This window comes from Serinicoccus shuyuelongi (genome assembly GCF_045032955.1).
Lineage (GTDB): Bacteria > Actinomycetota > Actinomycetes > Actinomycetales > Dermatophilaceae > Ornithinicoccus.
In genome coordinates, this window is sequence record NZ_JBJFZU010000004.1 from 148,905 (window position 1) to 173,005 (window position 24,101).

The window sequence follows — 24,101 nt, forward strand, 5'->3', positions numbered from 1 at the left end:
CGTCCCAGCGGATCCGTTGCGGGTCGTCCGCCGCGACCAGCTGCGCCTGGAACTCGGCGCATCGCCAACCCTCCTCAGACGTTCAGGTGACGCGGCCTGCGACCACGCCGAGGCTGCCGACCCCGTCGGAGCTGGGCCCCAGCTGTCGCACGGGGACGCCGCACAGACCAGGGCGCTCGAGCACCCCCGGCCGGTGCAGACACCCTGGCAGGTCACCGGGGCATCCGGAGTCGACCGCTTCATAGACTCCCGCCGGGTGCAGGTCGATCTCGCTCAGCTCCAGACCCACACCAGGAGGCAGGTCCACCTCGCCGGTCCAGTTCACGTGCACGCACCGGAGGAACGGATCGTCGAGGGACACCTCGGCGAAGCCGCCGACCGGCAGGCCGGCCAGCAGGATCGAGACCCCCGCGTCCTGGACCGGTGCCGGTTCCTCCGTCTCACCGATGTCCTCCGTCGTCGGGGTGCTCGGATCAGGCTCGTCCTCGACCACCTGGGCCGGAGCGGACGGAGAGGCAGGGGCGGCCGCCGTGGAGGACACCTGGGCAGTCTCGGTGGTCGGCTCACTCGCTGCGCACCCGCCGAGCAGGAGGACGGCACACCACGCCGCCGCCGCCGGGAGGAACGGACCCACGGCGACCTGGGTCGACCGGGGCGCTGGCGGGGTGCGGGTCGGTGCCGCACCCGTGGTGCGCGGCATACCTCAGCATGGCAGAGCCGGACCCTGCTGAACAGGCCTGAGCGGAGCCGGCACGCGCCTGCCGGTACCGATCCCGTGGACCTCCTCAGGTGCGGTCGTCGCCGTCGGCGGCGACGGCCACCCGGAGGCGGGCACTGAACCCGGTGCCGACCACGTCGAGGAACCACCCCGGGCGGGTCCTGATCTCAGGCAGCCGCTGCACGGGCGCCGCGGCACCCAGGTGCGCGTCGTCGTGCGCCACCTGGCGCAGCCCGGCAGCGTCGTGGGTGCCGCGCTCGCTCAGGTACTGCTCGCCGGTGTGCAGGAACAGCTCGGCGTGCGTGCCGGGGAAGACCTGGACGTAGTACTGCTTGCGGAAGATCACGTTGTCGGAGAAGCCGATCCCGTACACGTCCCGCTCACCGACGTAGACGTCGAGCCGGAAGACCACCCCCTGAGCATCGGTGCTGGGCTTGATGCGCCCGTCGATCCACCCTTCCCAGATGAGGCGGTCGGGACCGGCCCACCCGGTGGTGCGGTCCCCCGGCTCGGACAACGGCTTGCTCAGCTCACCGGCCAGTTCGGGGAGCGGGTCGGACAGGTCGGGGCGGCTGAACGGTCCGTAGCAGTTCTCCGCCTCGGGGCTCTGATGGAAGAGCTCGAAGTCGACGTAGCGGGGCTTGATGCTGACGCCGAAGTAGTACTCGCTGCTGCCGAACCAGTCGCCGCCTCGGGTGACCTCGGCCTCGTCGAGCCACAGCGAGATCTTGTGCGTGCCGTGCAGGAAGCGCATGGCGATCTCGTAGGTCTCGCGCGAGTTGACGACGGAGTCGAAGCCCCCGTGGCTCTTGTGCACGAACGTCCGCGGTGCCCCGGGCAGCTGGGCGGCGGAGTGCTTGACGAGGCCGTCGCTGCGGTTGGTGGCCAGGGTGCCCTCGTCGACCAGGCTGGAGAGCCGGTTCAGCGCGCTGGCCGCGCCCACGGCATAGCTGCGGTAGTTGGTCCCCACCACCGTCAGGATGCGTTCGAGCGGGAAGACCTTGGCCAGCTCGAGGAAGCGGGTGCTGTCCGGGGAGAAGGACGACAGCTCGTCCGAGCCTGCCTTCGCTCCGGGCAGCGTCTCCACGAGCCACCGTGGCATCCGCTGGAACGCGATCCCCCGGTGCGGAGTGCCCAGTGTCACGATCCGGTGCACCAACCTGGCGGCCGATGCCGGCTCCTGACCGTCGAGGGTCAGCAGCGCCTCCCGCATCACCAGCCCGCCCATGCTGTGACACACCAGGTCGACCCCGTCGAACGCCCCCGGCTCGTTCTGCTCCTCCGCCTTGCGGATCAGTTCGATGAGCCGCGCCAGACCTTCCCCGTACCGCTGCAAGGACCGGGGTGAGAGGTCGTAGAACCGGTAGACCCACAGGGTGCCCTTGGCTGCCTCGCGCAGCACCCGTCGGGCCACCTGGTGGTCGACGACCACGGTCCCCTGGGTGTCCTCGGGCCCCCAGCCGTCCAGGTCGCCGGCGGGTGAGGAGACCGGACTCGAGTAGTAGCCGACGACGTTGGTGGCGTCGGTGTACGGGTAGTCCGTGGACTTCATCGCCCGCAGCAGGAAGCCCTCGTAGATGTAGTTCTCTCCGCGCCGCCCGGGATAGACCGTGCCCTCGTTGAACCCCTGGTAGGGGTTGGCCTGCTCCGAGCTCACGTCCAGTCCGCCGAACCCGCGGACGAGGATCAGCGGTCGCGTACGCACCTCGGCCATCGGCCCGTCTCCTGGTCGGCTCCGTCGAGTCACCGTGCCCGATCCCGCAGCACGGGCTGCTCGGGCCCACGCTACCGCTGGTGCGGCCTCGGGGGCACCCCCCTTTCGGACCACCGACGAGCGCCCGCGCCCACAGGTGGGTGCGGCGGCTGCGGGCGGACTCAGCGCGGGTCGCGGTGCTCGAAGAGGTCGGTGGACTCGAGCACGTCCAGGCACTGACGGATGGTCACCCCCAGGGCGCCGAACAGGACATGGTCGAGCTCGGTGCCGACCGAGGTCGCTCGCACCTGCTCCAGGAGTATGTCGATCTCCTGCAGGGAGAGGGCGAGGTTGTCGTCGTCCTGGCCGGGCACCAGTGCGAACTCGAAGGTGGTGGCTGCCTGCTCGAGCACCGCCGCCGCCTGGCGTCGCAGGTCCGCGCCGGAGTCCCCCTCGGCCGTCGCGGACTCGGCGACGATCATCGAGACCGCCTCGAGCGCGGCGGCGCACCGGCTCACGGCCTCGGCCCGGGTCAGGGCGGAGTCGTCCCGGTACCGGGGAAGACGTGCTCGCGCGTTACCCCGCCGCGCCCGGTGGACCTGGTCGATGGCACGGCGCAGCTGACTGCGGGAGTCGGCGAGCACCGGCGAGGGCCCGGCACCGGAAGGTCGCGACTCCATGCTGTCCGGACTGACGAGCAGGCGCCGAGCCTCGCTCCGCATCTGCTCCGGGAGCAGCTTCAGGACCCGGGCCATCGCACGGTCCAGCTCGTCGAGCCCGAGCGGCGCCAGGAGCAGCAGGTTGATCAGGATCCCGACGACCGCACCGAGGGGGACCTGCACCACGTAGGCGACCGCCATCGGTTCAGGATCGGGGCCGCCCGTAGCCAGGACGAACAACCCGGCCAGGGGTGCCCACGTCCGCTGCGCGCCGAGGAACGGCAGCGCACCGAGCAGGAGGCATACCAGCACGCTGGCGCCGACCATGAGCGGACTGGCCCAGGACACCGACTGCACCGCGACGGCGACCCCCACCCCGATCACCACTGCCGCCACGACCTGCGCGGACTCCTTGACCGACTGGCTCACGAACAGACCGACCACGGTGAAGGCGCCCAGGGCCGCGTAGTAGTTGTAGTCCCCCACCGGTGACGGGAGCAGCGACCCGAGGTAGAACGCCAGCCCGGTCGCGAGCGCCGCCTTGCCGGCCGGGACCACGACGTCGCGCACCGCGGTCCAGAACCTGCTGCCGTTCACCATCGTGTCCAATCGGGCGGGCGTGCCAGCGTAGCGTCGCCGCCGCCCCCGGGGAAGGACTCCGGCCTCACCCAGAGCCTCGGCGCCGCTCCCCGTCCCGTGCGGGGACCTCCGTGTACAGCTCCGGTCGGCGATCGTGCCACCGATGGGCGAGCTCCGTCAGCTCCTTGCGTCGAGAGGCCCCCGGGTCGACCCGCGCGGTCACCACGCCCGGGGCGGCCACGTCCTCGTCGACGGTCGCCGGTCCGGCGAGCAGGTACCCGTCAGGACCGCAGACGAGGCTGCCGCCCACCCAGTCGACCCCGCGCTCCCTCCCGCACCTGTCCGCCACCACGATCGTCACCCCGTACCCGGCGGCGGCGGCCTGCGCCTTGGCCACCTCGATGGCCCGCTCGCCCCGCGGACGCGGCAGCAGGGGCCAGTTCACCGGCACGGCCAGCAGCTCTGCCCCCGCCTGAGCAGCCCGGCGCACCCACTCGGGGAACTCGAGGTCGTAGCAGACCATGACGCCCACCCGCCCGACCGAGGTGTCGAGGACCATCGGCCCGTCCCAGCCCGCCGAGAAGAAGAGCTTCTCGCGGTCCCAGAGATGGGCCTTGCGGTAGACCCCGAGGACGGCACCCCGGTCGGCGACCACGGCGGAGCTGTAGAGCTCGTCGCCCGCCCGCTCGGCGAAGCCCAGCACGACCACCACCTCGTGCGTGGCCGAGAGGCGCAGGGCGAGCTGCACCGAGGCCCCGTCCCGGCTCTCGGCCCGCTCCTGCACCTCCTGCCGCGAGGCGAAGGCATACCCGCTGAGCGCCAGCTCCGGAAGGACGACCAACCGGGCACCGCGCCCGGCTGCCAGCGCGACCGCGTGCTCGAGCTCGGCCACCGGGGGCGCTCCCTCGACGCGGCCCGCGACCTGGCACGCCGCGACAGTCACCTCTTCCGGCACGTCACAGGCCTACCGGTTGCCGGAGCTCTCCAGCAGGCGCGCGGGCGCGAGGTAGCCGTTGGCATCGCGCACGTAGCCGTTCTCCTCGGCGGCGGTGACCACCTCGTCGCTCCACTCGATGAGCGCACGCTCGTCGCCCTGCACCACGCACAGCAGCTCGGCCGGCCCGTCCTCCCCCGAGGAGACCGCGCGGACGGTGCGCCAGGACCCGGCCGGGACGGACACCGCATCCAGCCGGCCGAGCTCGGCCGTCTCCTCACCGGCAGCGGTCTCGAAGGTGACCTGCCAGGTGCCCGTGCGGGCGGTCAGGACCTGCGGGCGGTCCAGCCGGTGCCGGAGCAGACCCTCACCCTCCTCGGCCGCCAACCAGGCCAGGCTGAACGAGTGCGGTTCCGGCAGCGGGGGGACGACCCCGCGGTGCTCGCTCAGCCCGTACCCGATGACGATGCTGAGCTGCGCTCCACCGTGCGGCAACGTGGAGCACAGGAACGGCCGGTCGTCCCACTGGCGGTCGGTCGCCCGGACCACGCGGGTGGCGAACTGCTCCTCGGTGAAGGAGTCCAGCCTGTCGATCTCCTCCTGGCGCATGGGCGCGACCAGGTCCACCCCGTCGACCGACTGGCCCAGCGTGGTGTCGATGAGGCGGTGGTCCTTGCTGAGGTACAGCCCGTGCTGTGCCGCCTCCTCGATGACGGACGGTCCCCAGATGATGCCCCCGGTCTCGTCCTGTCCCAGCACCGTCAGCAGCACGCCCTCGTCGGCACCCTCGTTGGTGAAGCCGCGGAAGATCCACGGCGGCACCGAGATGACGTCGCCGTCGACGGACCGGAAGGTGCCCTGCTTGCCGTCCGCGCCCCAGCGGAGCAGGTAGTCACCGTCGAAGTTGATGAACACCTCGGCGGTGAAGTGCAGGTGGAGGTTGTTCGTCGTCCCGTTCGGCATCCCCGCCGCACCGACGTTGAACCCGTGCGGCTCCGTCAGGTTGACGAACTGCTCGTCGCTCTGCGAGACGCCCGGCCCGACGAACGAGTAGTTGTCCTTCCGGTCCGAGCCCGGGGTGCGACAGTCGATGAAGGCCGTCTTGCAGGGGACCCAGTCGCTGCGCAGGATGGTGCGGCGGCGCCCCTCGTCGCTCTGGGGGATGACGGGTGTCGTGCTCATGGTGTGCTCCTGGTCACTGGGTGTGGATGGGTCAGTAGATGTTGGGGATGTAGGGGCTGGGCTCGTCCCCGCGGCCGGCAGCGATCTGCGCGCGGAGCGCGAGGTCGTCGTAGACGCGGACCTCACGCACGATGCGTCCCTCGTGGAACAGGAACTGCGAGACGCCCATGAGGTCGACCGGGGCGCCGGTCTGCGGACCGTAGGCGGGGACCCCCGTGTAGGTGCCGTGCATCTGCCACAGGACCGCGACCCGCAGCCCGGCATACCGGACGTGGTCGTGCGTCTGGATGTCGCGCACCGTGAAGGTGGCGTCCGGGAACGGGGCGACGAGCTGCAGCAGGTCGCGCTGGTACCCGTCGGGACGGATGACCGTCTGGTCCCCGACCGTGTGCAGGAACAGGTCACGGTGCATGTAGGTCGACAGCGTGTTCAGCCGCCGGTGGGACCACACGTCGTCCAGCAGGGCGAGCGCCAGCTCGCACTCGGCACGGTGGTCGTCGGGCCGAGGGCCGCTGTCGCCCACGGAGAGCGGGTCGGCGGGAGGGGGGCCGGACCAGGAGGACTGGTAGCCGACGAAGCGGAGCTGCGCGGCAGCCTCGTCGGGGTCCACGCCCATCTGCTGCGCCTGCGCCAGGGTGTCGCGGACCACCCACTCCTCCACCATCCGGCCCCGCCGGTAGAGGCAGTTCGCGATGGTGCGCGAACGTACCCGCCGCGGCTCACCACCGACGATGTGCTCGTCGCTGGAGAACACCAGGTGCGAGCTGAGGAAGGCATCCTCTCCCCTGGCCTCCCAGACCACGTCCTCCGCCTGCCCGACGTGCTGGGGCACCGAGGCGATCCGCATCGTGGTCCCCTCGATCACCCCCTGGCGGCCGGTGGTCGTCCCCAGGCCACCGTGGACGATCGAGCCCTCCTCGTAGTTCTCCACGATGTGGTCGATGTCCCGCTGCACCCAGATCCGGTCGGTCACCTCCCGGATGAAGTCGTCCGGGTCGGCGTACGGGTGATAGGCGATCGGGTCCAGCGTCATGGTGCGGGCAGCCTCCGGGGTGCGGGTACTCGGTCACCCGAGAGTATACGTATGCACCGCTGGTGACAAGCACCCGCCCGGGGTGGCCCTCTCCCAGGTATCGGTCAGGAGGGGGGAGCAGCGCCGAGCGTGCGCCGCTCCACGTAGGCCGTGGGGAAGGTCTCCGAGGTCGGCTCCGCGCCGTCGGCCAGGCCGACCCGCCGGACCATGAGCCGGGCGGCGGAGCGGGACATCGCGTCCAGGTCGTACCGGATCGTCGTCATCTGCACCAGCGGCCACCCGGCGATGGGCAGGTCGTCGAAACCCACGACCGAGACGTCGGCCGGCACCTCGAGGCCCTCCTCGGCCGCCGCGTTGAGCACGCCGAGAGCCACGATGTCGTTGGCGCAGATGATCACCGAGGGTCGGTCGCTCGAGCCCAGCAGGTCGCGACCGTGGGTGTGTCCCACCTCGAAGTCGAAGTCCCCGTGCCGGACGTCGGCCTCGTCGAAGCCGAGACCTCGCGCGGCCAGGGCCGCCCGGACCGCCCGCTCGCGCAGGGCACCGGTGCTCGTGTCCTGCGGACCGAAGACGGCGCCGATGCGCGTATGCCCGAGACGGACCAGCGCGTCGGCGAGGTCGGCGAAACCGACCGAGGGGTCGACGGTGACGGAGTCGGCGTGCACCAGGGAGCTGACGCGGTTGAAGTAGACGAAGGGGATGCCCTTGTCGTCCAGCCGGACCGGGAGCAGGGACTCCAGCCGGGGGGTGGCCAGGATCACCCCGCACAACCCGTGCGCCACGATGCGTTCGGCGATGACCTCCGCCTCCACCGTCTCGGTGATCAGCACCAGCTCGTGCCCCAGCTCGGCCAGCTCGTGGTGCATGGGGGCGATCACGTGCGGGTAGAACTCGTTCTGCAGGTCGGTGACGAGCAGCCCCACCCGGGTCGAGCGCCCCGTGGCCAGGGCCCGTCCGATGGCGTTCGTCGCGTACCCCAGCTGCCGTGCCGCCTTGCGGACCACGTCCTTGGTCGCCGGGGACAGCCGCGGGTCGTCGCGGAGGGCGCGGGAGACCGTCGGCTGCGAGACCCCCGCCAACTTCGCGACGTCGCGACTGGTGACCATGCACACCCTCTCCACACACAGCCCTGTCGCTGCAGCGGCTTGACTGAACTTCTGGCGTGCGACAGTATACGGCGTGACCGAGTGCATACGTATGTAAGGAAGCCATGGCCACGTCGATCAAGACCGCGACCCACGCCCGCGCCGCCGGGTCCTCCACCGAGGAGGTCACGGACCGGGTCCGCGAGATCATCACCGCCGTCCGGGAGCGAGGTGATGACGCCGTCCGGGAGTACTCGGAGAAGTTCGACCGCTGGAGCCCGCCGTCCTTCATCCTCGGCGAGGAGGAGATCTCCGCCATCGTCTCCGGGCTCCCGCAGCAGGTGCTCGACGACATCACCTTCGTGCAGACCCAGGTGCGCAACTTCGCCTCGGCCCAGCTGGCCACCATGTCCGAGCTCGAGGTCGAGACCATGCCCGGGGTCTTCCTCGGCCACCGGCACATCCCGGTGGAGGCAGCCGGGTCCTACATCCCCGGTGGTCGCTACCCGCTCACCGCCTCGGCGCACATGACGATCGTGACGGCCAAGGTGGCCGGCGTGGATCACGTGACGGCGGCCACTCCCCCGATCCAGGGTGAGATCCCGCCGGCCACCATCGCGGCCATGCACGCCGCCGGCGCCGACCAGATCCTGGTGCTGGGTGGGGTGCAGGCGGTGGCGGCGATGGCCCACGGCACCGAGACGATCCGCCCCGTGAACATGCTCGCGGGCCCGGGCAACGCCTTCGTGGCCGAGGCCAAGCGTCAGCTCTTCGGCCAGGTCGGCATCGACCTCTTCGCGGGTCCGACGGAGGTGCTCGTCGTCGCCGACGCGACGGCCGACCCCTTCACCGTCGCCGTCGACCTGCTCTCGCAGGCGGAGCACGGGCCGGACTCCCCCGCCGTCCTCATCACCACCGACCGCGACCTGGCGGTGCAGGTGCAGGACCTCGTCGAGAAGATCCTGGTCGACATGCCCACCCGAGACGTGGCGGGCCCCGCATGGCGGGACCACGGACGCATCGTGGTCGCCGACGACGAGGACGAGATGTGGGCCCTCGCGGACGCGGAGGCCTCCGAGCACGTCCAGATCCTCACCGCCGACCCGCGGCAGGCCCTGGACCGGATGCGCAACTTCGGCGCGCTGTTCCTGGGTGAGCAGACCTGCGTGTCCTACGGCGACAAGGTGATCGGCACCAACCACGTGCTCCCCACCATGGGTGCCGCGCGGTACACCGGTGGCCTGTGGGTCGGCAAGTACCTCAAGACGGTCACCTACCAGGAGGTCCGTGACCCGGCCTCGAGCGCCGAGCTGGGCCGGATCTGCGGTCGCGCGTCGCGCGTCGAGCGGTTCGAGGGGCATGCCCGGTCGGGCGACATCCGCGCCTGGCGGCACGGCGGCGACCAGGTCGACTGGATCGACGCGGTCCGCCGATGAGCCCGGGGCCGGACCCGGCGTCCGACATGGCCGGCCGGACCGCGCTCGTCACCGGTGGTGGGACCGGCATCGGCCGGGTCATCACCGAGCACCTGGTGCGCCACGGGGTGCGGGTGGTGGTCGCCGGGAGGCGGGCCGAGCCGTTGGTCGCGCTGCAGGAGGCTCATCCCGGACAGGTGCGGGCCGAGGTGTGCGACGTCGCCGACGTGCAGGCGGTCGACGACCTGTCCCACCGGCTGGCGGACGAGGAGATCTCCGTCCTGGTGAACAACGCCGGCATCGGTGGTCCGGTGTCCCACCTGGTCGACATCGACCCGCGGGAGTGGGACGAGGTGATGGCGGTCAACGTGCGGGGGGTCTTCCTCGCCTGCCGAGCCTTCCTGCCCCCGATGATCGCCCGCGGCCGGGGTGACGTGGTCAACCTGGCCTCGGTCACCGGCAAACGACCGCTGGAGGGCCGCACGCCTTACTGCGCCTCGAAGATGGCCGTCCTGGGTCTGACGAGCACGCTGGCCTTCGAGGTCGGCCCCCGTGGGGTACGGGTCAACGCCCTGTCCCCCGGACCTGTCGAGGGCGAACGGATGGACCGGAACTTCCGGCTCGAGGCCGAGCGGGTCGGTGGCTCCGAGGAGGAGGCCCGGAAACGTTTCGTCGACCGGGCCGCGTCCCGCCGGATGGTCACCCAGGACGAGGTGGCCGGCGCCGTCGTCGCCATCCTGCGTCTGACCGGGCTGAACGGGGCGGACGTGGACCTCTCCGCGGGGATGATCGCGTGAGGGCGTTGCTGCGCGAGGGCCGACCGCTCGTCGGGGGTCTGGTCAGGATGCCCGCCGAGGAGCTGGTCGAGATGCTCGCCGTGGCGGGGCACGACTTCGTCCTGATCGACTGCGAGCACGGGCCTGCTGACCTCGGCGCGCTGCGGCACCACATCGCCCTCGCTGACGCCCACGGTATGCCGGTCCTGGTCCGCCCCGGCGAGCGGGAGCCGACCTTCGTCCAGAGGGCGCTGGACCAGGGTGCGGCGGGCATCGTGGCCCCCCACATCGACGACGCCGGGGCCGCCGAGGAGCTGGTGCAGTGGTGTCGCTACCCCCCGCACGGACGACGCGGCTTCGCCACCTACACCCGGACCGGCCGCTTCGGTGAGGTCTCCCCCGAGCAGCACGAGCACGCGGCCCAGGACACCCTGGTCATCGCCATGATCGAGTCACCGCACGGGGTCGACGCCGCGCACGCCATCCTGGACGTGCCGGGGATCGACGGGTACCTGGTCGGCACCGGCGACCTGTCGCAGACCCTGCGGGCGGTGGGCGGCGACCACCCCCGCCTCGAGCAGTGCCTGGAGTCCGTGCATACCGAGGGGGTGGCGTCCGACTCGCTCCGCTGCGACATCGTCTCCACCGTCGAGCAGGCCGAGCTCGCGGCCCGACAGGGCGCCCACCTAGTCGTCTACAACGTGGCATCCGTGCTGATGGGCACGTTGCGGGACATCCGAGCGGTCCCGGGCACCCGTTAGCCCTGCGTGTCGACGCGGTCGTGGTCGACGTCGAGGCCGAGCCAGGCCCGGAGCTCACCGGCCACCCGCGCCCCCCGCTCCAGCGGGCTGAGGTGGCCGGTCCGCTCCAGCAGCACCAGACGTGAGCCGGGGACCAACCGGGCGATCTCCCGGTGCGAGGACGGTGGGCAGAGGGCGTCCTCGCGTCCGGCCAGCACCAGCGTCGGGACGGTGACGCGGCCCAGGCCGGGCCGTTCGTCGACCCGGGTCGCCTGCAGGCGGAGCTGTGCCGCGAGCAGCTGCTCCCCGAGGGTGTCCCCCATCCGCACCGTCGCCTCCCGGACGGACCGGCTCGCGCCCTCGTGCAGCAGCACCGGGAGGAGGTCCCGCTGGACGTCGGCGGCGCTCGCCCCCGCCTCCAGGCGGTGCAGCAGCGAGCTCCACCCCTGCCGCTGGCTGTCCGTGGGCGCCTTGGCGTTGGTGTCCAGCAGCGCCAGCCGCTCCACCCGCTCGGGCGCCCGGCGGGTGAGGGCCATCGCCACGATGCCGCCCAGGCTGAGCCCGGCCAGGGCGAAGCGTGGCGGGAGCCGGGTGAGCAGGTCCTCGACGCAGGCGTCGAGGTCAGGCTCGACCAGCTCGCCGTGCACGACCTGCACCTCCGGCAACGCCGGGACCACCTCCTGCCAGAGCTGCTCGGTGCAGTTCATCCCCGGCAGCAGCACGAGGGGCGGCGGCGCCACCGAGCCTCAGCCCTTGACGGAGCCGGCGTTGAGTCCGGCCACCATGTACTTCTGGGCGACCAGCGCGAAGGCGATGACCGGCAACGTCAGGATGATGGAGGCCGCCCCCGCCTGTTGCAGCATCGGCAGGTTCTGACCCAGCTGTGAGGCGATGAAGACGGGCACGGTCCTGGCGTCGACGTTCGTCAGGACGACGGCCGTCAGGTACTCCTGGAACGCGAAGAGGAACATGAAGATGCCTGCGGTGATGATGCCCGGGCCCATGAGCGGGATCATGATCCTGGTCAGGATCTGCAGTCGTGTGCAGCCGTCCATCATGGCGGCCTCGTCGAGGGTGGGCGAGATCTCGGCGAAGAAGTTGCGCAGCAGCCAGATCGAGAACGGTTGGTTGATCGCCACCAGGGCCGCCCCGAGCGCCCACTTCGTGTCGTAGACACCGAGGGAGATCGAGATCTCGTACATCGGCAGCACCACCGAGAAGCGGGGTAGCGCACGGAAGACCAGCGCGAGGACCAGCAGGGCGGCCGAGACCCACCCCGGTGCCCGGGACAGGGCATACGCCGCAGGGAGCCCGATCACCAGCGCCACGAACGTCGAGCCGACCGCGACGATGACCGTGTTCATCAGGTCCCGGTAGAAGTTCGTCGTCTGCCACAGGTCGACGAAGGCGTCGAAGGTGGGCGTCCAGGCGAAGACCGGCGGGTCGAGGAAGGCGACGTTGGTGGGCTTGCTGACGGCGAGCATCGTCCAGATGACCGGTGACAGCATGATCACGCAGACGGCCAAGAGGAACAGGCCGACGAGGATCCTCCGGCCCCGCGTGGAATCTGCCGGCTCCGCGGTGCGGGTCGCCTCCGGGGCAACGGTGTCGGTGCTCATCGGCGCGATCCTTCCTTGGCGACGTCACGGATGAACGGGATGAGGAGGACGAAGATGATCACGATCAGGAGCAGGTTGATGGCGCTACCCAGACCCAGCTGTTGTCCCCCGTCCCGGAAGGCCATGTTGTAGATGTAGAGCATGACCGACTCGTTGCCGATCTGGACGGCCTGCGGCGACAGCGGGATGAGCTGGTCGAAAACCCGCAGCACGTCCATGATGACGATCAGCGAGACGAAGCCCAGGACCCCGCGCAGGCTGGGGATGATGACGTGCCAGTGGATCTGGGGCTTGCTGGCCCCGTCCACCCGGGCGGCCTCCATCATCTCCTTCGAGATGCCTTGCAGTCCGGCCATGATCACCAGCATCGCGAAGGGCAGCATGCCCCAGATGACGGCCAGCGCCAGGAGCACCCGGTTCGGCCAGACGTCGGTGTACCAGAGCACCGACCACCCGAGCGTCTCCCGGACCAGGAAGTTGACGATGCCGCCGAAGTTCCGGTCGAAGAGCCAGCCGAACATCGTCGCGCCGATGACCTGGGGGATGACGTAGGACACGAGCAGGATGCCCAGGACCAGGGGCCGCGACTTCCTCAGGTCGTTGACCGCGATCGCCAGCACGTAGCCGCCGATGACGACCACGACGAAGACGCTCAGGGTCAGGCCGACCGTGAAGCCCACGGACCGGAGGAACCTCTCGTCGGTGAGCGCCTGGGTGTAGTTGCTCAGGCCGACGTACTCGCCCGGGGTGCCGTACGTCACCCGCTGCAGGCTCCACTGCAGGGTGCGGACCAGCGGGAGGGCCAGGAGTCCGATCATCACGACCAGGCTCGGGGCCAGCAGCATCCAGTACTCGCGTCGCCTCATTGCAAGCCGATCTACTCGATGGACGAGGAGGTCAGTCCTCGTAGGTCGCCATGATGTCGTCGGCAGCGGCCTGCATCTCCTGCAGGCCCTGGTCGATCTCCTTGTCCTCCAGGAAGACCTCGGCCACGATCGGCGTCACCGCGTTCGTCACCTCCGCGGTCCAGGGGTATGCCTCGGACGGCGGGACGTTGGCCATCGTCTCGTTGGCGGCCACCGCGTAGGGGCTGGTGTCCTCGGTGACCATGCCCTCGCGTGCCGGGTATGCCGCGGGGACGGCCTCCTGGGAGGCCTCCTCGGTGACGGATGAGGCGATCATCTGGAAGAGGGAGTCGGCGTCGAAGGCCGCGTTCTCCGGGATGGACCATCCGTCCACGGACAGTGACGCGAAGGCGGCCCCGCCGTCCAGGACCGCGGGCGGTGCCGCGAAGGCGAAGTCCGAGGCCAGGTCGGTGTTGTCCTCCATCGTCAGGTCGTTGACCCGGCCCGAGAACATGACCGCGATGGCCGCGCTGCCGTTGTACATCTGCTGCTGGACGGCCGGCTGGTCGAAGGTGGTGACCTGGGGGTCCATGTACGGCTTGAGCGAGATGAGCTCCTCGAAGGCCTGGGCGGCCTCGGGGCTGTCGAAGTTCGCGGTCATCTCCTCGGGGTCCGTGAGGTCCACGCCGAGGCTGCCCAGCGCCATGTCGTAGGCCGTGGCCAGGTCCGCGCTGGCCAGCAGCGGCATGGCCAGCGGGTACTCGATGTCTCCCTCGTCCTGGATGGCCTGCGCGACGGTGCGCAGCTCCTCGAAGGTGGTGGGCGCCTCGAGACCGAGGTCCTCGAAGACGTCCGAGCGGAACGCCATGACGTGCATCTGTGCCTGCATCGGCAGGCCGTAGAGCTCGCCCTCGTAGGACATCGCGTCGAGCATGGGCTGGCTGAGCTCGTCCAACCCGTACTGCTCGGAGTGCTCGTCCACGAAGTCGCTCAGCGACATGATCGACCCTTCGGCGGCGAACTGGGGGATGACGAAGCTGTAGGTCTCGATGATGTCGTAGGTGCCGCTGTCGCCGGCCAGCGTCGCGGTGGTCCGCTGCACCTGACCGCCGAAGTCGATGGGGGCGTGACGCAGGGTGATGTTGTCCTGGGTGCAGCTGTTCACCATCGTGTTGGTGAAGGGGTCGATCGCCGAGGAGTTGTAGGCCAGCACCTCGATCGTGGTGGCCGAGTCCGGCTGCGGGACGTCGCACTCGACCGTGGGTGCGTCTGCCCCGGGGGATCGCGACCCGGCCCCACAGGCTGTCAGGACCAGGGCGGCCGAGGCCCCCAGGACGATCGCACGAGCCTTCGGAGAGCTGGTGATCATGGTGTGCTCCTTTGCAGAATCATGGTGGGCGCTTCCTCAGGCCTCGTTGACGAGGCGTAGCCGAAGCAGTGCGGTGTCGCGGTGAGCCTGCATCTCCTCGAAGTCGGAGATGGTGACGACGTCCTCCGCCTGGCTCGCGGTGGACTCCTTGGTGGCACGCTGGTAGGTGAGGCACTTGAGGAAGCCTGCGACGGACAGGCCTCCGGTGAACCGGGCGTTGCGCCCGGTGGGCAGCACGTGGTTGGTGCCGGACATGCCCTTGTCCGCGTACGCCACCGTGGACCACGGACCGAGGAAGAGGGACCCGTAGCTGGTCAGGTTCCGCGTGTACCAGTCCAGGTCCTCGGCCAGCACCTCCAGGTGCTCCGGCGCCAACAGGTTCATCAGCTCGACCGCCGCCTCCCTATCGTCCGCCAGGTAGACGGATCCGTGGTCCCGCCACGCCGGACCCGCGACCTCACGCGTGGACAGGCCGGCGAGCTGACGCTCGATCTCGGCCTCGACCTCGTGGGCGATGCGTGAGGAGGTGGTCACCAGACACGCCGGGGAGGTGGGCCCGTGCTCGGCCTGGCCGAGGAGGTCCGCCGCGACCATCTCGGTGCTCGCGCTGTCGTCGGCGATGACCGCGACCTCGGAGGGCCCGGCCAGCACGTCGATGCCGACCCGCCCGAAGAGCTGACGCTTGGCCTCCGCGACGTAGGCGTTGCCCGCCCCGACGATCATGTCGGCGGGGGGTGCGTCGAGCAGGCCGAACGCCATCGAGGCCAGCGCCTGCACGCCGCCGAGGGCGTAGACCGACTCCGCACCGGAGACGTGAGCCGCGTAGAGGACGGCCGGGTGGGGGCGTCCGTCCCGGCTGGGTGGGGTGCAGCTGACCAGGTTGGGCACCCCGGCGACACCCGCCACCCCCACGGTCATGAAGGCGCTCGCGAGGAGCGGGAACCGGCCCGCCGGCAGGTAGGTCCCGACGCTCTCGACGGGGACGTACCGCTGTCCGCACACCACGCCGGGGATGACCTCGTCCTCGAAGTCGACGAGGCGTTCGCGCTGCATCTGCGCGAAGCGACGTGTGCGCTCGGCGCCGGTGCGGAGCGAGGCGCAGAGATCGGCAGGCAGCTCGGACTCCGCGCGAGCCATCTCCTCCGGACCGACGACGAAGTCGTCCCCGGTGTAGCCGTCCAGGTCACGGGCATACCGTCTGACTGCGGTCAGCCCCTCCTTCTCGATGCTGAGCAGCATCTCCGAGACGACAGCCGCGACCCTGGGGTCGGACTGGGCGGACTGGTCCCGCGTGGTCGGTTGCTTGACGGCGACCACCCGGTCCCCGAGGACTGCCTTGTCCGCTTCGCTCATGTGCATACGCATACATTACAGGTCGATCGTCGCTGCGCAAGTGGTGAGATCTTCCGTCAATCTGATCCTCTCGCCAGCGGCGTAGAGTCTGCCAGCACGCCGGACATAACTGCCGGAGCCAGAGTATGCGGATGTTCGCCGAAGGCCGGGGGCGCCCGCACATCGCCGCCGCGACACCGCGTTGCCGCCTCGCTGCCGGGTCAGGGGTCGGGCTGCTCCTTCTCCAGCGCGACCAGCAGCCGTTCGAGCAGTCGCTGCTGGGCGAGGGTGACGTAGTCCGTGGTGTGCTCCTGTAGCTGCGCCTCCGCCAGGCTCGGGGGTGGGGGTCCTCCGTCGCGGGTGAGCTCGGCGAGGACGGGCACGAGGAGCTCGGTGAGCTGGCCGACGAGGCGGTCGATGTCCGCCTCGGTGCTCTCGTCGTCGAGGTCGGCCCAGGCGGCCATGGCTGCGGCCGTCGCCGGTGCTCGGGCGGGTCTGCTCATCAGGTCGTACACGGCGGTGAGGTACTCCTGGCCGGCAGCGCCCAGGACCTGGGCCAGCAGCAGTGCGTAGTCACGGTCAAGCTCCGCCGCACTCTCGGTGAGCCCGGAGCGTCGGAGCAGCTCGTGGGAGGCCGCGATCTCCGGCGGGAGGTCCGGTGGAACGCCATGACGTCGCAGGTGGGCCAGGAGCTCGCGCTGGCGGGTGAGGCGCTCGATCTGCTCGGCGAACTCGGCGTCCAGGCTGTCGAACAGGTCCTCCGCGGCGGGCCCGCTGCCCTCGACGAGGGTGGCGATCTGGGCCAACGAGAACCCCAGCTCGGCCAGACGGCGGATGCGCAGGACCCGGACCAGGGCATGGGTGTCGTAGTCGCGGTAGCCGTTGCCCGAGCGGACCGGTTCCTCGAGGACACCGACCTGGTGGTAGTGGCGCAGGGTGCGCACGCTGATCCCGGCGAGGCGGGCGAGGTCGTTGCTACGCATGCTGCGGCACCTCGCCGTGGTCAGCGACCTCGGCCACGGGCCTGTCGAGGTTGCGCATCGGTCGCGCGAAGAGCGCGAACAGCAGGCCCAGGGCCCAGACCGAGGCGAGTACCACCAGCGCCGCGTGGACCCCGGTGACCTCTGTGATGGCCCCGGCGGCGAAGATGCCCAGGGGCGCGGCCGCGGTGACGAACGTGTTCTGCGTGCCCAGCACCCGCCCGCGCTTGCGCTCGGGGATGCGCTCGATGGAGAGCACCCCGATCAGCGCGCCGAAGAGACCGACCGAGAAGCCGAGCACGAAGGCGCCGGCGAGCAGGACCCATACCGAGATGAGGGTGGCCAGGGTGACCAGGCCGAGGATGCTGCCGAGGACTCCGGACACGAACCACCCCCGGCGAGAGCCCTTCGTCCCGGCAACGGCATAGATGCCTCCGCCGACGAGGGAGCCCGCGGCGATGGCGCTCATGACGAACCCGATCATCCCGGGCCGCTCGATCTCGGTGAAGTAGAGCGGCAGGATGATTCCCTGCAGCCCGGCGACGGCGGCCACCGCGACGATGGTGATGACCGTGGTGACCCGGACGAACCCGTTCCTGATCATCTCCGACCACCCCTCCTTCAACTGCCTCCACGCCCTGGCCGCCTGTGCGCCACCGGCCTCCTGCACGGCCTCGAGCTGCCCCACCCGGTGCGGGATCAGCAGGGTGATCAGCGCGGCGGCGAGCGAGGTCGCGGCGGTGACCCACAGTGCCGTGGTCCCGCCCCATACTGCCACCAGGACCCCGGCGACGGCCGGGCCCACGAGCAGGGCGACCGCGCCCAGCGCCTCGCGGGTCCCGGTGATGCGCTCGGCCGAGATGTTGCCGTGGCGGATGACCGCCGGGAGCAGCGCCTCCCGCGCGGTGATCCCCGGGACGTCGCCCACGGCGCCGATGATGCCGAACAGGACGAACCAGCCCACGGAGAGCCCGGTGATCATGTCCACGACCGGTAGGGCGAACATCGCCGCGGCAGAGATCAGGTCGGTGAGCACCGAGGACGTGCGCCGGTTGATCCGGTCGATGACCACCCCCATGAAGAGGCCGGCCAGCACCGCCGGCACGACGGTGGCCGCGGCCACCGTGCCCGCAGCCAGGGCGCTGCCGGTGGTCTGCAGCACGACCAGGGGGAGCACGATCGCCGCGATGGAGTTGCCGAGTGCGGAGAGTGTGTAGGAGGTCAGGTAGGCAGCGGGCAGAAGTCTCATACCGACAGCAGAAACTATGACGTCGCGACGGGGTCAAGACGGCACTGCGCAGGTGCTTACCCCCGATGCCGCGTCCACGGCGGACCCGTCGTCGACCCTAGTCGGGCGGGTCGCGCTTGGGCACCTCCACGTCGTCCTCGTCGTCGTCGTCTTCCCAGATGGTGATGAGGTGGGTCACCTTCGCCAGGGTGCGCCTTTCTGCGGCCAAAGGGAAGAGGGAGAGGCCCTCGGCATCGACGGATGCGTGCACCTCGATGTCACCTATCCGTCCTTCATTCCTCAGCTCTGTCCGCGTCCTCACGCTCCCGGGGGAGGCGGCGGACTCGAGTCACGGAGGTCCCCACGTAGACGAGGGACACCGTCCGGCAGCGGGATGGTGGGCATGGATGCCGACCCGGGCCCGGGCGATCCCGCGGTCGGAGTCCGCCACGCCTGGTCCTTGGCCAGCGCCACGGCCCGGGTCCTGAGGACTCCCCGTGCCAGGTAGGCGGCGTGCCCCGTGCTGCCGACCCAGATGGTGAGGAAGACGATGAAATCAGCATCAGAGGCATCCCCCTCGAACCCCATTGCGACGGCGGCGATGACGTACAGGACTCCCCATACGAGGGTCCACCACCACATCTTCTTGGAGCGCGAGAGGACGGCACCCAATGCCCACCCGAGCACCGAGAACATGACGAAGCCGACTGCGACCAGCAGCACCCACACGCTGCAGGCCAGCTTCCAGAACAGTGACCGCTGCGCCAGCAGCCGATCCCCCTGCTCAGCCCCACGGACATCTTGATCCATCCGTACACGATGTCATGTCTTCCGGCTGCACGCACAGACCGTGCCGGTCAGGAATGGAGCGTCCCCCGCAGGAACTGCTCCACCGCCGTGTCGACGAGGCCGTCGAGGAGTTCCGGTCTGACCATGTCTCCGTTGATCAGCGTGGCTATGCCCTGCATGGTGGCGAAGAGCACGATGCCGATCCGCTCGGGATCTCCCGGATCCAGCTCACCTGCCTCCTGGGCGTCCGTGATCAGCTCATGCATCGCGGTGAATGCCGGCAGGGCGGCCGCGACGACATGGTGGGCACCCGGTCGGTGCTTCGTCGCGAACATCAGGTCCAGCAGTGCAGCGTTGTCGGTGGCGAAGCGGATGTACGCCGCCACGGTGCGCCTGAGGCGGGACCCGACGTCCCGCTGAGCATCCTCGAGAGCCGCCCGCAGCTGGGTGTCGAGACGCTCGAAGCCCGTGATCGCCAACGCATCGAGCAGGGCCTGGCGGTCGATGAAGTGGCGGCGCGGCGCGGCGTGGCTGACCCCGACCTCTCGAGCCAGCTCGCGCAGGGAGAGCTGGTCGACTCCGTGCTCTCGCAGGGTGCGTTCGGCGGCGGCCAGCAGGGCAGGACGAAGCCGTCCATGGTGGTAGGAACGCTCGCTCGTCTCGGACACAGCTCGAGCCTAGCGATGTTGTCATTGACAACCTAGTAGTCACTGACTACATTTGCGCCATGGCCCCCTTCTCCCTGGCAGACATCCCCTCGCTGACCGGTCGCACCGCGGTCGTGACCGGCGCGAACAGCGGACTGGGCCGTGCCACTGCTCGCGCACTGGCGGCCAAGGGAGCGAGGGTCGTGCTGGCTGTGCGCGATCGCGTCAAGGGTCGGGAGGCCGCCGCGACGATGACCGGCGACCTCCACGTCCGTCGCCTCGACCTCGCCGACCTCGCTTCGGTCCGCGCGTTCGCCGAGGGTCTCGACGGGCCCGTCGACCTGCTCATCAACAACGCGGGCCTGATGGTCCCGCCGCTCGGGCGCACCGCGGACGGCTTCGAGCTGCAGTTCGGGACCAACCACCTCGGGCACTTCGCGCTGACGAACCTGCTCCTGCCGACACTGACAGGGCGGGTGGTCACCGTCTCCTCGAACGGTCACCGGGCAGGCTCGATCGACTTCGAGGATCTCCAGTGGGAGCGGCGGCCGTACCGGGCGGCGAGAGCATACGGACAGTCCAAGCTCGCCAACCTGCTGTTCACCGCCGAGCTGCAGCGCCGGCTTAACGAGGCCGGCTCCTCGGTGCTGGCCACCGCAGCGCACCCAGGTATGGCGTCCACGAACCTGTTGCGCCCGCCGGGTACCCGGCCCCGCCGCGAGGCGATGCAGCGGCGGGTCGCCCACCTGCTGGCCCAGAGCGATGACGACGGCTCGCTGCCCACCCTCTACGCAGCCGTCGCGGACATCCCCGGTAACAGCTACGTGGGCCCGAGCGGGTTCCTGCAGGGTCGCGGTGCGCCCACGCTCGTCAGCCGCTCCCGGCAAGCCCGCGACGGCGATCTCGCACGCCGTCTCTGGACGGTGTCCGAACAGCTCACCGGCGTCATCTTCCCCCTCACCGATGCGCGCTGATGACAGGTTCTTCCTGAGGCCCGCCCGTCCTGCTCGCCTACGTGCGCGGGGAGCCCTCCGAGCGGCGTCTCGTCGCGGCAGAGGGCGGGGCGAGGAGACGTTCGCTCAGGTCCCAGAGCCGGTGCGCCGAGAGCGGATCGATCGAGTGCGACATGACCTCGGACGGAGGTTCGAGGGAGGACATCGGCCGTGGCGCGTCGTCCAGGGGTGAGATGTCGTTGTCCTTGAGGTAGACGCCGCCGATGTCCGCGAGCAGCGGGCTCGTGGCGGCGAACACGATGGTGCTGGCGCCCTGCTGCAAGGTCTTCTTGCCGTGCCGTGGGTCGATGACCGGCCGCCCGGACTCATCGACCAGGCCCTGGGACCGGTGGGCATCCTCGCCCGCCGCGCTGTTCAGACCGGTGCCCACCACGACACCTGGGTGAGCGGCGTATCCGCGGATCCCCTCCGCCGCCCAGCGGCGATCGAGCTCGACCGCGAACAGGACGTTGGCGGTCTTGGACTGCGCGTAGGCCAGACCGGGCGAGTACTCGGTGACGTGGAAGTGGGGGTCCTCCCAGAGGATGTCGGAGAACCGGTGCGCCCCCGACGTGACGTTCACCACGCGAGCCCCGTGTGCGTCGCGCAGGGACGGCAGCAAGGCGGTGGTGAGCTGGAAGTGGCCGAGATGGTTGGTCGCGAACTGGGCCTCGTAGCCGCGCGCGTCGCGCACAAGCTCCCCGGGCGCCCTACCTGCGTTGTTGACGAGGATGTGCACGGGCCGTCCGGCGTCACGGTATCGAGCCGCGAACTGCTCGATCGAGGTGGGATCGAGCAGGTCGAGCCGAGCGATCACCACCCCGTCGATGCCCTCCAGCCCGGCAGCCGCCCTGTCCGGGTCCCGCGCACCGACGACCACCGAAGCACCGGCACGGCTCAGCACGCGAGTGGTCTCCCGACCGAGCCCCGCGTGACCCCCGGTGACGATCACGTTCCTGCCGGTGAGGTCGATCCCGGCGAGGACGTCCTGGGCCGTGTCGGAGGCGGTGAACCCCGAACCGATCGGATGCTGCTTGTGCGCGTCGTCGTGCGTCATGCCTCCAGCCTGCGGGGCCGTCGGGCCGGAAGGAATACGTGGCCGTTCACGCTTCTTGCGCGAGCGTCCGCCGGCGCCGGCGGAGCCGATAGCGCTGCGGGGAGACCCCCACCTCGCGCTTGAAAGCGTTCGAGAAGGCGCTCTCGGAGCCGTATCCCAGCTGGTCGGCGAGCACCCCCACCGGTACATCGAGGGTCCCCAGGGAGCGCCGGGCGAGCATCATCCGCCATCGTGTGATGTAGGCGCGTGGCGGTAGTCCCGCAGCGGTGCGGAACCGCTCGGTGAACGAGGTCCGCGACATGTGCGCCAGGCCGGCAAGATCGGTCACGGACCAGCCAGCGCGCGGGTCGGCGTGGATGGCGGCGACCGCCGGGCGCAGCCGCTCGTCGGAGATCAGCCGCAGCCATCCAGGCGGCCGGTCCTCCGGCGGCGCCGGTAGGCGAGCCACCTCGAGCAGCAGGAGCCGGCTGTACTGGCGCACGGCGAACGGCGAGCCTGGGCCGCCGGCCGCCGTCTCCTCCAGGAGGAGCCGAAGGCTGCGCTGCACGCCCTGCGCAGGCGACAGGGCGCCTCGAAGGTGCATCACAGGAGGGAGCGCTCCGGCCAGGACCGCCTGCCCGGTCTCGTCGAGGTCGACGTGGCCGCCGATCACGACGTCCGCGGGTGAGCCGTCCGTCGTCAGGTCCTCGACGTATCCGACCGGTGGCACGACCTCGCGTACCGACCCCGCCTGTCCCCCACCCGACAGCTCCAGCCACGCACGGCCGTTGAGCACAGCCACGTCGCCCTGTGCAAGGTCCAGGGCAGGTGCGGCGTCGGTGCGGAGCAGGGCGCGGCCCTGTGCGACCCCCAGGAACTTCAGTCGGTCACAGTTCTGGGTGCGCACCCGCCAGCGCCCATCGACCCTCATCATCCCGGACAGGGTCGCGCGCACATCGACGAGGTCCAGGAACTCTGAGAGGTGGTCCGACGGCACGCGTTCCACTCTTCCACCTTGCCGAGCCGGCGTCATCCAGCAGGCGGTGCCCAGCCGGTCGCCCGCCGGGAGCCGTGGCAGCGGGCGCTCGTGGGGGGAGCCAGGAGTGTGGAGTCGAGGTTCGCTCTTCGGAATCACGACACCGACGCCGTGGAATGCCGCTCCCGAGATCGGGGTTGGACGGATGCTCGCTGTCTCCCCTGTGTGCAGATGAAAGGCTTTCCCGTGCAGCGCTTCGACGTCCCCTCCTCCGACGCGACGACGGCTGGACCCCTGTCCGACCGTGCACCGACACCGGTTCGGACCCCGCCCGCGGACGCGCACGCGCTCGTGCTCGGCGCGAGCGGCATCACCGGTTCTGCGCTGGTGCATCAACTCACGGGAGCCGGGTGGAAGGTGACCGGCCTGTCGCGCTCTCCGGTCCCTGGCTCGCCGGCGGACCATGTGTCGGCCGACCTGCGGTCGCCGGAGTCGCTGCGCAACAGCCTGTCGGACCTGCGCCCGACCCATGTCTTCATCGCCGCCTGGTCGCGCCAGGAGACCGAGGCAGAGAACATCCGTGTCAACGGAGGCATGGTCCGCGACGTGCTCGGGGTGCTCGGGCCGCAGGGGTCGGTGCGCCACGTCGCGCTGGTCACCGGGCTGAAGCACTACCTCGGCCCGTTCGAAGCCTACGGACAAGGAGACCTCCCGGACACGCCATTCCTCGAGGACGCCGAGCGTCTGCCGGTCGACAACTTCTACTACGCCCAAGAGGACGAACTGTTCGCAGCGGCCGAGGCGCACGGATTCACCTGGAGCGTGCACCGATCCCACACCGTCATCGGCTACGCCGTCGGGAACGCGATGAACCTGGCCTCGACCCTCGCCACCTACTCCGGGATCCAGCGCCACCTCGGTCGTCCGTTCGTCTTCCCCGGCTCCCGCACGCAGTGGGACGGGGTCGTCGATCTCACCGACGCGGGACTGCTCGCCGACCACCAGATCTGGGCGGCGACCACCCCCGCTGCAGCCGACACCGCCTTCAACGTCGTGAACGGCGATGTCGTGCGCTGGCGGCGGCTATGGCCTCGCATCGCCGCCCATCTCGGTGTCGATCCCCACGGCCCCGGGGAGGTGCCGCAGACGTTGGAGGAGCAGATGGCGGGTGTAGAGGGTGCGTGGGCCGCTTTGGTGACCGAGCACGGCCTCGTCGAGCCCGATCTGGAGCGCGTGGCCTCGTGGTGGCACACCGATGCCGATCTGGGCCGGGACATGGAGGTCCTCGCCGACATGACCCGCAGCCGCCTGCTCGGCTGGACCGGTTACGTCAGCACGGAGCGCGCGCTGCTCGGGCTCATCGACCGCTACCGCGCCGAGCGTCTCGTCCCCTAGGAGCAGCTGCGGTGGCACCTCGGGCGGACCAGCCCGGACGCGGCGCTGTCGCGATCGGCGTGAGCGGTGCAGCTCGAAG

General features: G+C 70.4%; 24 protein-coding genes. 5 read left to right on the forward strand and 19 right to left on the reverse strand.

Annotated features, from left to right (window positions below; translation table 11 throughout):
* Positions 1-82: 82 nt before the first annotated feature.
* The 7 genes from ACI3EY_RS07010 to ACI3EY_RS07040 form a co-directional block, all read right to left on the reverse strand.
* Positions 83-541, reverse strand: a complete 459-nt coding sequence (locus tag ACI3EY_RS07010) for a hypothetical protein (RefSeq protein WP_405039906.1) — start codon at positions 539-541, stop codon at positions 83-85.
* Between the two features lie 244 nt (positions 542-785).
* Positions 786-2,432, reverse strand: coding sequence for an esterase/lipase family protein (locus ACI3EY_RS07015; protein ID WP_405039907.1), 1,647 nt, complete (start codon positions 2,430-2,432; stop codon positions 786-788).
* A 161-nt stretch (positions 2,433-2,593) separates the two neighbouring features.
* On the reverse strand, positions 2,594-3,670 hold the full coding sequence (locus ACI3EY_RS07020; protein ID WP_405039908.1) for an aromatic acid exporter family protein: 1,077 nt from the start codon (positions 3,668-3,670) through the stop codon (positions 2,594-2,596).
* Positions 3,671-3,734: 64 nt separating this feature from the next.
* Entirely contained in the window at positions 3,735-4,604 is an 870-nt protein-coding gene (locus tag ACI3EY_RS07025; protein WP_405039909.1) for a nitrilase-related carbon-nitrogen hydrolase, read from the reverse strand.
* A gap of 9 nt (positions 4,605-4,613) precedes the next feature.
* Positions 4,614-5,765, reverse strand: coding sequence for a cupin domain-containing protein (locus ACI3EY_RS07030; protein ID WP_405039910.1), 1,152 nt, complete (start codon positions 5,763-5,765; stop codon positions 4,614-4,616).
* A gap of 31 nt (positions 5,766-5,796) precedes the next feature.
* Complete coding sequence (locus tag ACI3EY_RS07035; protein WP_405037064.1) at positions 5,797-6,798, reverse strand: nuclear transport factor 2 family protein; 1,002 nt, start codon at positions 6,796-6,798, stop codon at positions 5,797-5,799.
* A 104-nt stretch (positions 6,799-6,902) separates the two neighbouring features.
* A complete protein-coding gene (locus ACI3EY_RS07040) occupies positions 6,903-7,904 on the reverse strand; it encodes a LacI family DNA-binding transcriptional regulator (RefSeq protein ID WP_405037063.1) in 1,002 nt (333 codons plus the stop codon).
* Between the two features lie 104 nt (positions 7,905-8,008).
* Here ACI3EY_RS07040 and hisD (ACI3EY_RS07045) point away from each other — a divergent pair, with 104 nt between their 5' ends.
* Genes hisD (ACI3EY_RS07045) through ACI3EY_RS07055 form a run of 3 tightly spaced genes read left to right on the forward strand, consistent with a single transcriptional unit; the run spans position 8,009 to position 10,835 of the window.
* Positions 8,009-9,319: a histidinol dehydrogenase gene (gene hisD, locus ACI3EY_RS07045; RefSeq protein ID WP_405039911.1), complete on the forward strand. Its 1,311-nt coding sequence runs from the start codon at positions 8,009-8,011 to the stop codon at positions 9,317-9,319.
* Complete coding sequence (locus tag ACI3EY_RS07050; protein WP_405039912.1) at positions 9,316-10,095, forward strand: SDR family NAD(P)-dependent oxidoreductase; 780 nt, start codon at positions 9,316-9,318, stop codon at positions 10,093-10,095. Before hisD (ACI3EY_RS07045) ends, ACI3EY_RS07050 begins: the two co-directional genes overlap by 4 nt.
* Positions 10,092-10,835 (forward strand): HpcH/HpaI aldolase family protein, encoded by a 744-nt coding sequence (locus ACI3EY_RS07055; protein WP_405039913.1) that lies wholly within the window; start codon positions 10,092-10,094, stop codon positions 10,833-10,835. Before ACI3EY_RS07050 ends, ACI3EY_RS07055 begins: the two co-directional genes overlap by 4 nt.
* Here the strand turns inward: ACI3EY_RS07055 and ACI3EY_RS07060 are convergent.
* The 10 genes from ACI3EY_RS07060 to ACI3EY_RS07105 form a co-directional block, all read right to left on the reverse strand.
* Positions 10,832-11,554 carry an alpha/beta fold hydrolase gene (locus ACI3EY_RS07060; RefSeq protein ID WP_405039914.1) on the reverse strand — a complete coding sequence of 241 codons (723 nt, stop codon included), beginning with the start codon at positions 11,552-11,554 and terminating at the stop codon, positions 10,832-10,834. The genes ACI3EY_RS07055 and ACI3EY_RS07060 overlap by 4 nt on opposite strands.
* A gap of 6 nt (positions 11,555-11,560) precedes the next feature.
* The gene (locus ACI3EY_RS07065) at positions 11,561-12,433 is read right to left on the reverse strand and encodes a carbohydrate ABC transporter permease (protein WP_405037058.1); all 873 of its coding nucleotides are present in this window, start codon (positions 12,431-12,433) and stop codon (positions 11,561-11,563) included.
* On the reverse strand, positions 12,430-13,299 hold the full coding sequence (locus tag ACI3EY_RS07070; RefSeq protein WP_405037057.1) for a carbohydrate ABC transporter permease: 870 nt from the start codon (positions 13,297-13,299) through the stop codon (positions 12,430-12,432). Before ACI3EY_RS07070 ends, ACI3EY_RS07065 begins: the two co-directional genes overlap by 4 nt.
* 31 nt (positions 13,300-13,330) lie before the next feature.
* A complete protein-coding gene (locus tag ACI3EY_RS07075) occupies positions 13,331-14,647 on the reverse strand; it encodes an ABC transporter substrate-binding protein (RefSeq protein ID WP_405037056.1) in 1,317 nt (438 codons plus the stop codon).
* Between the two features lie 36 nt (positions 14,648-14,683).
* Positions 14,684-16,000 carry a histidinol dehydrogenase gene (gene hisD, locus ACI3EY_RS07080; protein WP_405037055.1) on the reverse strand — a complete coding sequence of 439 codons (1,317 nt, stop codon included), beginning with the start codon at positions 15,998-16,000 and terminating at the stop codon, positions 14,684-14,686.
* 200 nt (positions 16,001-16,200) lie between these two features.
* Positions 16,201-16,962 carry a MerR family transcriptional regulator gene (locus ACI3EY_RS07085; protein ID WP_405039915.1) on the reverse strand — a complete coding sequence of 254 codons (762 nt, stop codon included), beginning with the start codon at positions 16,960-16,962 and terminating at the stop codon, positions 16,201-16,203.
* Positions 16,955-18,208: an MFS transporter gene (locus tag ACI3EY_RS07090; protein ID WP_405037053.1), complete on the reverse strand. Its 1,254-nt coding sequence runs from the start codon at positions 18,206-18,208 to the stop codon at positions 16,955-16,957. Before ACI3EY_RS07090 ends, ACI3EY_RS07085 begins: the two co-directional genes overlap by 8 nt.
* Before the next feature lie 97 nt (positions 18,209-18,305).
* Entirely contained in the window at positions 18,306-18,458 is a 153-nt protein-coding gene (locus ACI3EY_RS07095; RefSeq protein WP_405037052.1) for a hypothetical protein, read from the reverse strand.
* Between the two features lie 47 nt (positions 18,459-18,505).
* Complete coding sequence (locus ACI3EY_RS07100; protein ID WP_405037051.1) at positions 18,506-18,997, reverse strand: hypothetical protein; 492 nt, start codon at positions 18,995-18,997, stop codon at positions 18,506-18,508.
* Positions 18,998-19,044: 47 nt separating this feature from the next.
* Complete coding sequence (locus tag ACI3EY_RS07105) at positions 19,045-19,644, reverse strand: TetR/AcrR family transcriptional regulator (RefSeq protein WP_405037050.1); 600 nt, start codon at positions 19,642-19,644, stop codon at positions 19,045-19,047.
* Positions 19,645-19,703: 59 nt separating this feature from the next.
* Here ACI3EY_RS07105 and ACI3EY_RS07110 point away from each other — a divergent pair, with 59 nt between their 5' ends.
* Positions 19,704-20,597 (forward strand): oxidoreductase, encoded by an 894-nt coding sequence (locus tag ACI3EY_RS07110; RefSeq protein WP_405039916.1) that lies wholly within the window; start codon positions 19,704-19,706, stop codon positions 20,595-20,597.
* Between the two features lie 37 nt (positions 20,598-20,634).
* Here the strand turns inward: ACI3EY_RS07110 and ACI3EY_RS07115 are convergent, their stop codons facing one another.
* Together ACI3EY_RS07115 and ACI3EY_RS07120 are read right to left on the reverse strand one after the other, a co-directional pair.
* Positions 20,635-21,672 carry an SDR family NAD(P)-dependent oxidoreductase gene (locus ACI3EY_RS07115; protein ID WP_405039917.1) on the reverse strand — a complete coding sequence of 346 codons (1,038 nt, stop codon included), beginning with the start codon at positions 21,670-21,672 and terminating at the stop codon, positions 20,635-20,637.
* Positions 21,673-21,718: 46 nt separating this feature from the next.
* Positions 21,719-22,657: an AraC family transcriptional regulator gene (locus tag ACI3EY_RS07120; RefSeq protein ID WP_405039918.1), complete on the reverse strand. Its 939-nt coding sequence runs from the start codon at positions 22,655-22,657 to the stop codon at positions 21,719-21,721.
* A gap of 99 nt (positions 22,658-22,756) precedes the next feature.
* Between ACI3EY_RS07120 and ACI3EY_RS07125 the strand changes: the two genes are divergently transcribed.
* Positions 22,757-24,022 (forward strand): SDR family oxidoreductase, encoded by a 1,266-nt coding sequence (locus ACI3EY_RS07125; protein WP_405039919.1) that lies wholly within the window; start codon positions 22,757-22,759, stop codon positions 24,020-24,022.
* The last annotated feature ends 79 nt before the right edge of the window (positions 24,023-24,101 follow it).

What these genes read in the sequence shown, in the direction of transcription:
- ACI3EY_RS07015 (WP_405039907.1), bottom strand. Translation starts at nt 2,432, where the DNA reads ATGGCCGAGGTGCGTACGCGACCGCTGATCCTCGTCCGCGGGTTCGGC.
- ACI3EY_RS07020 (WP_405039908.1), bottom strand. Translation starts at nt 3,670, where the DNA reads ATGGTGAACGGCAGCAGGTTCTGGACCGCGGTGCGCGACGTCGTGGTC.
- ACI3EY_RS07030 (WP_405039910.1), bottom strand. Translation starts at nt 5,765, where the DNA reads ATGAGCACGACACCCGTCATCCCCCAGAGCGACGAGGGGCGCCGCCGC.
- ACI3EY_RS07035 (WP_405037064.1), bottom strand. Translation starts at nt 6,798, where the DNA reads ATGACGCTGGACCCGATCGCCTATCACCCGTACGCCGACCCGGACGAC.
- ACI3EY_RS07040 (WP_405037063.1), bottom strand. Translation starts at nt 7,904, where the DNA reads ATGGTCACCAGTCGCGACGTCGCGAAGTTGGCGGGGGTCTCGCAGCCG.
- hisD (WP_405039911.1), top strand. Translation starts at nt 8,009, where the DNA reads ATGGCCACGTCGATCAAGACCGCGACCCACGCCCGCGCCGCCGGGTCC.
- ACI3EY_RS07050 (WP_405039912.1), top strand. Translation starts at nt 9,316, where the DNA reads ATGAGCCCGGGGCCGGACCCGGCGTCCGACATGGCCGGCCGGACCGCG.
- ACI3EY_RS07065 (WP_405037058.1), bottom strand. Translation starts at nt 12,433, where the DNA reads ATGAGCACCGACACCGTTGCCCCGGAGGCGACCCGCACCGCGGAGCCG.
- ACI3EY_RS07070 (WP_405037057.1), bottom strand. Translation starts at nt 13,299, where the DNA reads ATGAGGCGACGCGAGTACTGGATGCTGCTGGCCCCGAGCCTGGTCGTG.
- ACI3EY_RS07075 (WP_405037056.1), bottom strand. Translation starts at nt 14,647, where the DNA reads ATGATCACCAGCTCTCCGAAGGCTCGTGCGATCGTCCTGGGGGCCTCG.
- hisD (WP_405037055.1), bottom strand. Translation starts at nt 16,000, where the DNA reads ATGAGCGAAGCGGACAAGGCAGTCCTCGGGGACCGGGTGGTCGCCGTC.
- ACI3EY_RS07085 (WP_405039915.1), bottom strand. Translation starts at nt 16,962, where the DNA reads ATGCGTAGCAACGACCTCGCCCGCCTCGCCGGGATCAGCGTGCGCACC.
- ACI3EY_RS07090 (WP_405037053.1), bottom strand. Translation starts at nt 18,208, where the DNA reads ATGAGACTTCTGCCCGCTGCCTACCTGACCTCCTACACACTCTCCGCA.
- ACI3EY_RS07100 (WP_405037051.1), bottom strand. Translation starts at nt 18,997, where the DNA reads ATGGATCAAGATGTCCGTGGGGCTGAGCAGGGGGATCGGCTGCTGGCG.
- ACI3EY_RS07110 (WP_405039916.1), top strand. Translation starts at nt 19,704, where the DNA reads ATGGCCCCCTTCTCCCTGGCAGACATCCCCTCGCTGACCGGTCGCACC.
- ACI3EY_RS07115 (WP_405039917.1), bottom strand. Translation starts at nt 21,672, where the DNA reads ATGACGCACGACGACGCGCACAAGCAGCATCCGATCGGTTCGGGGTTC.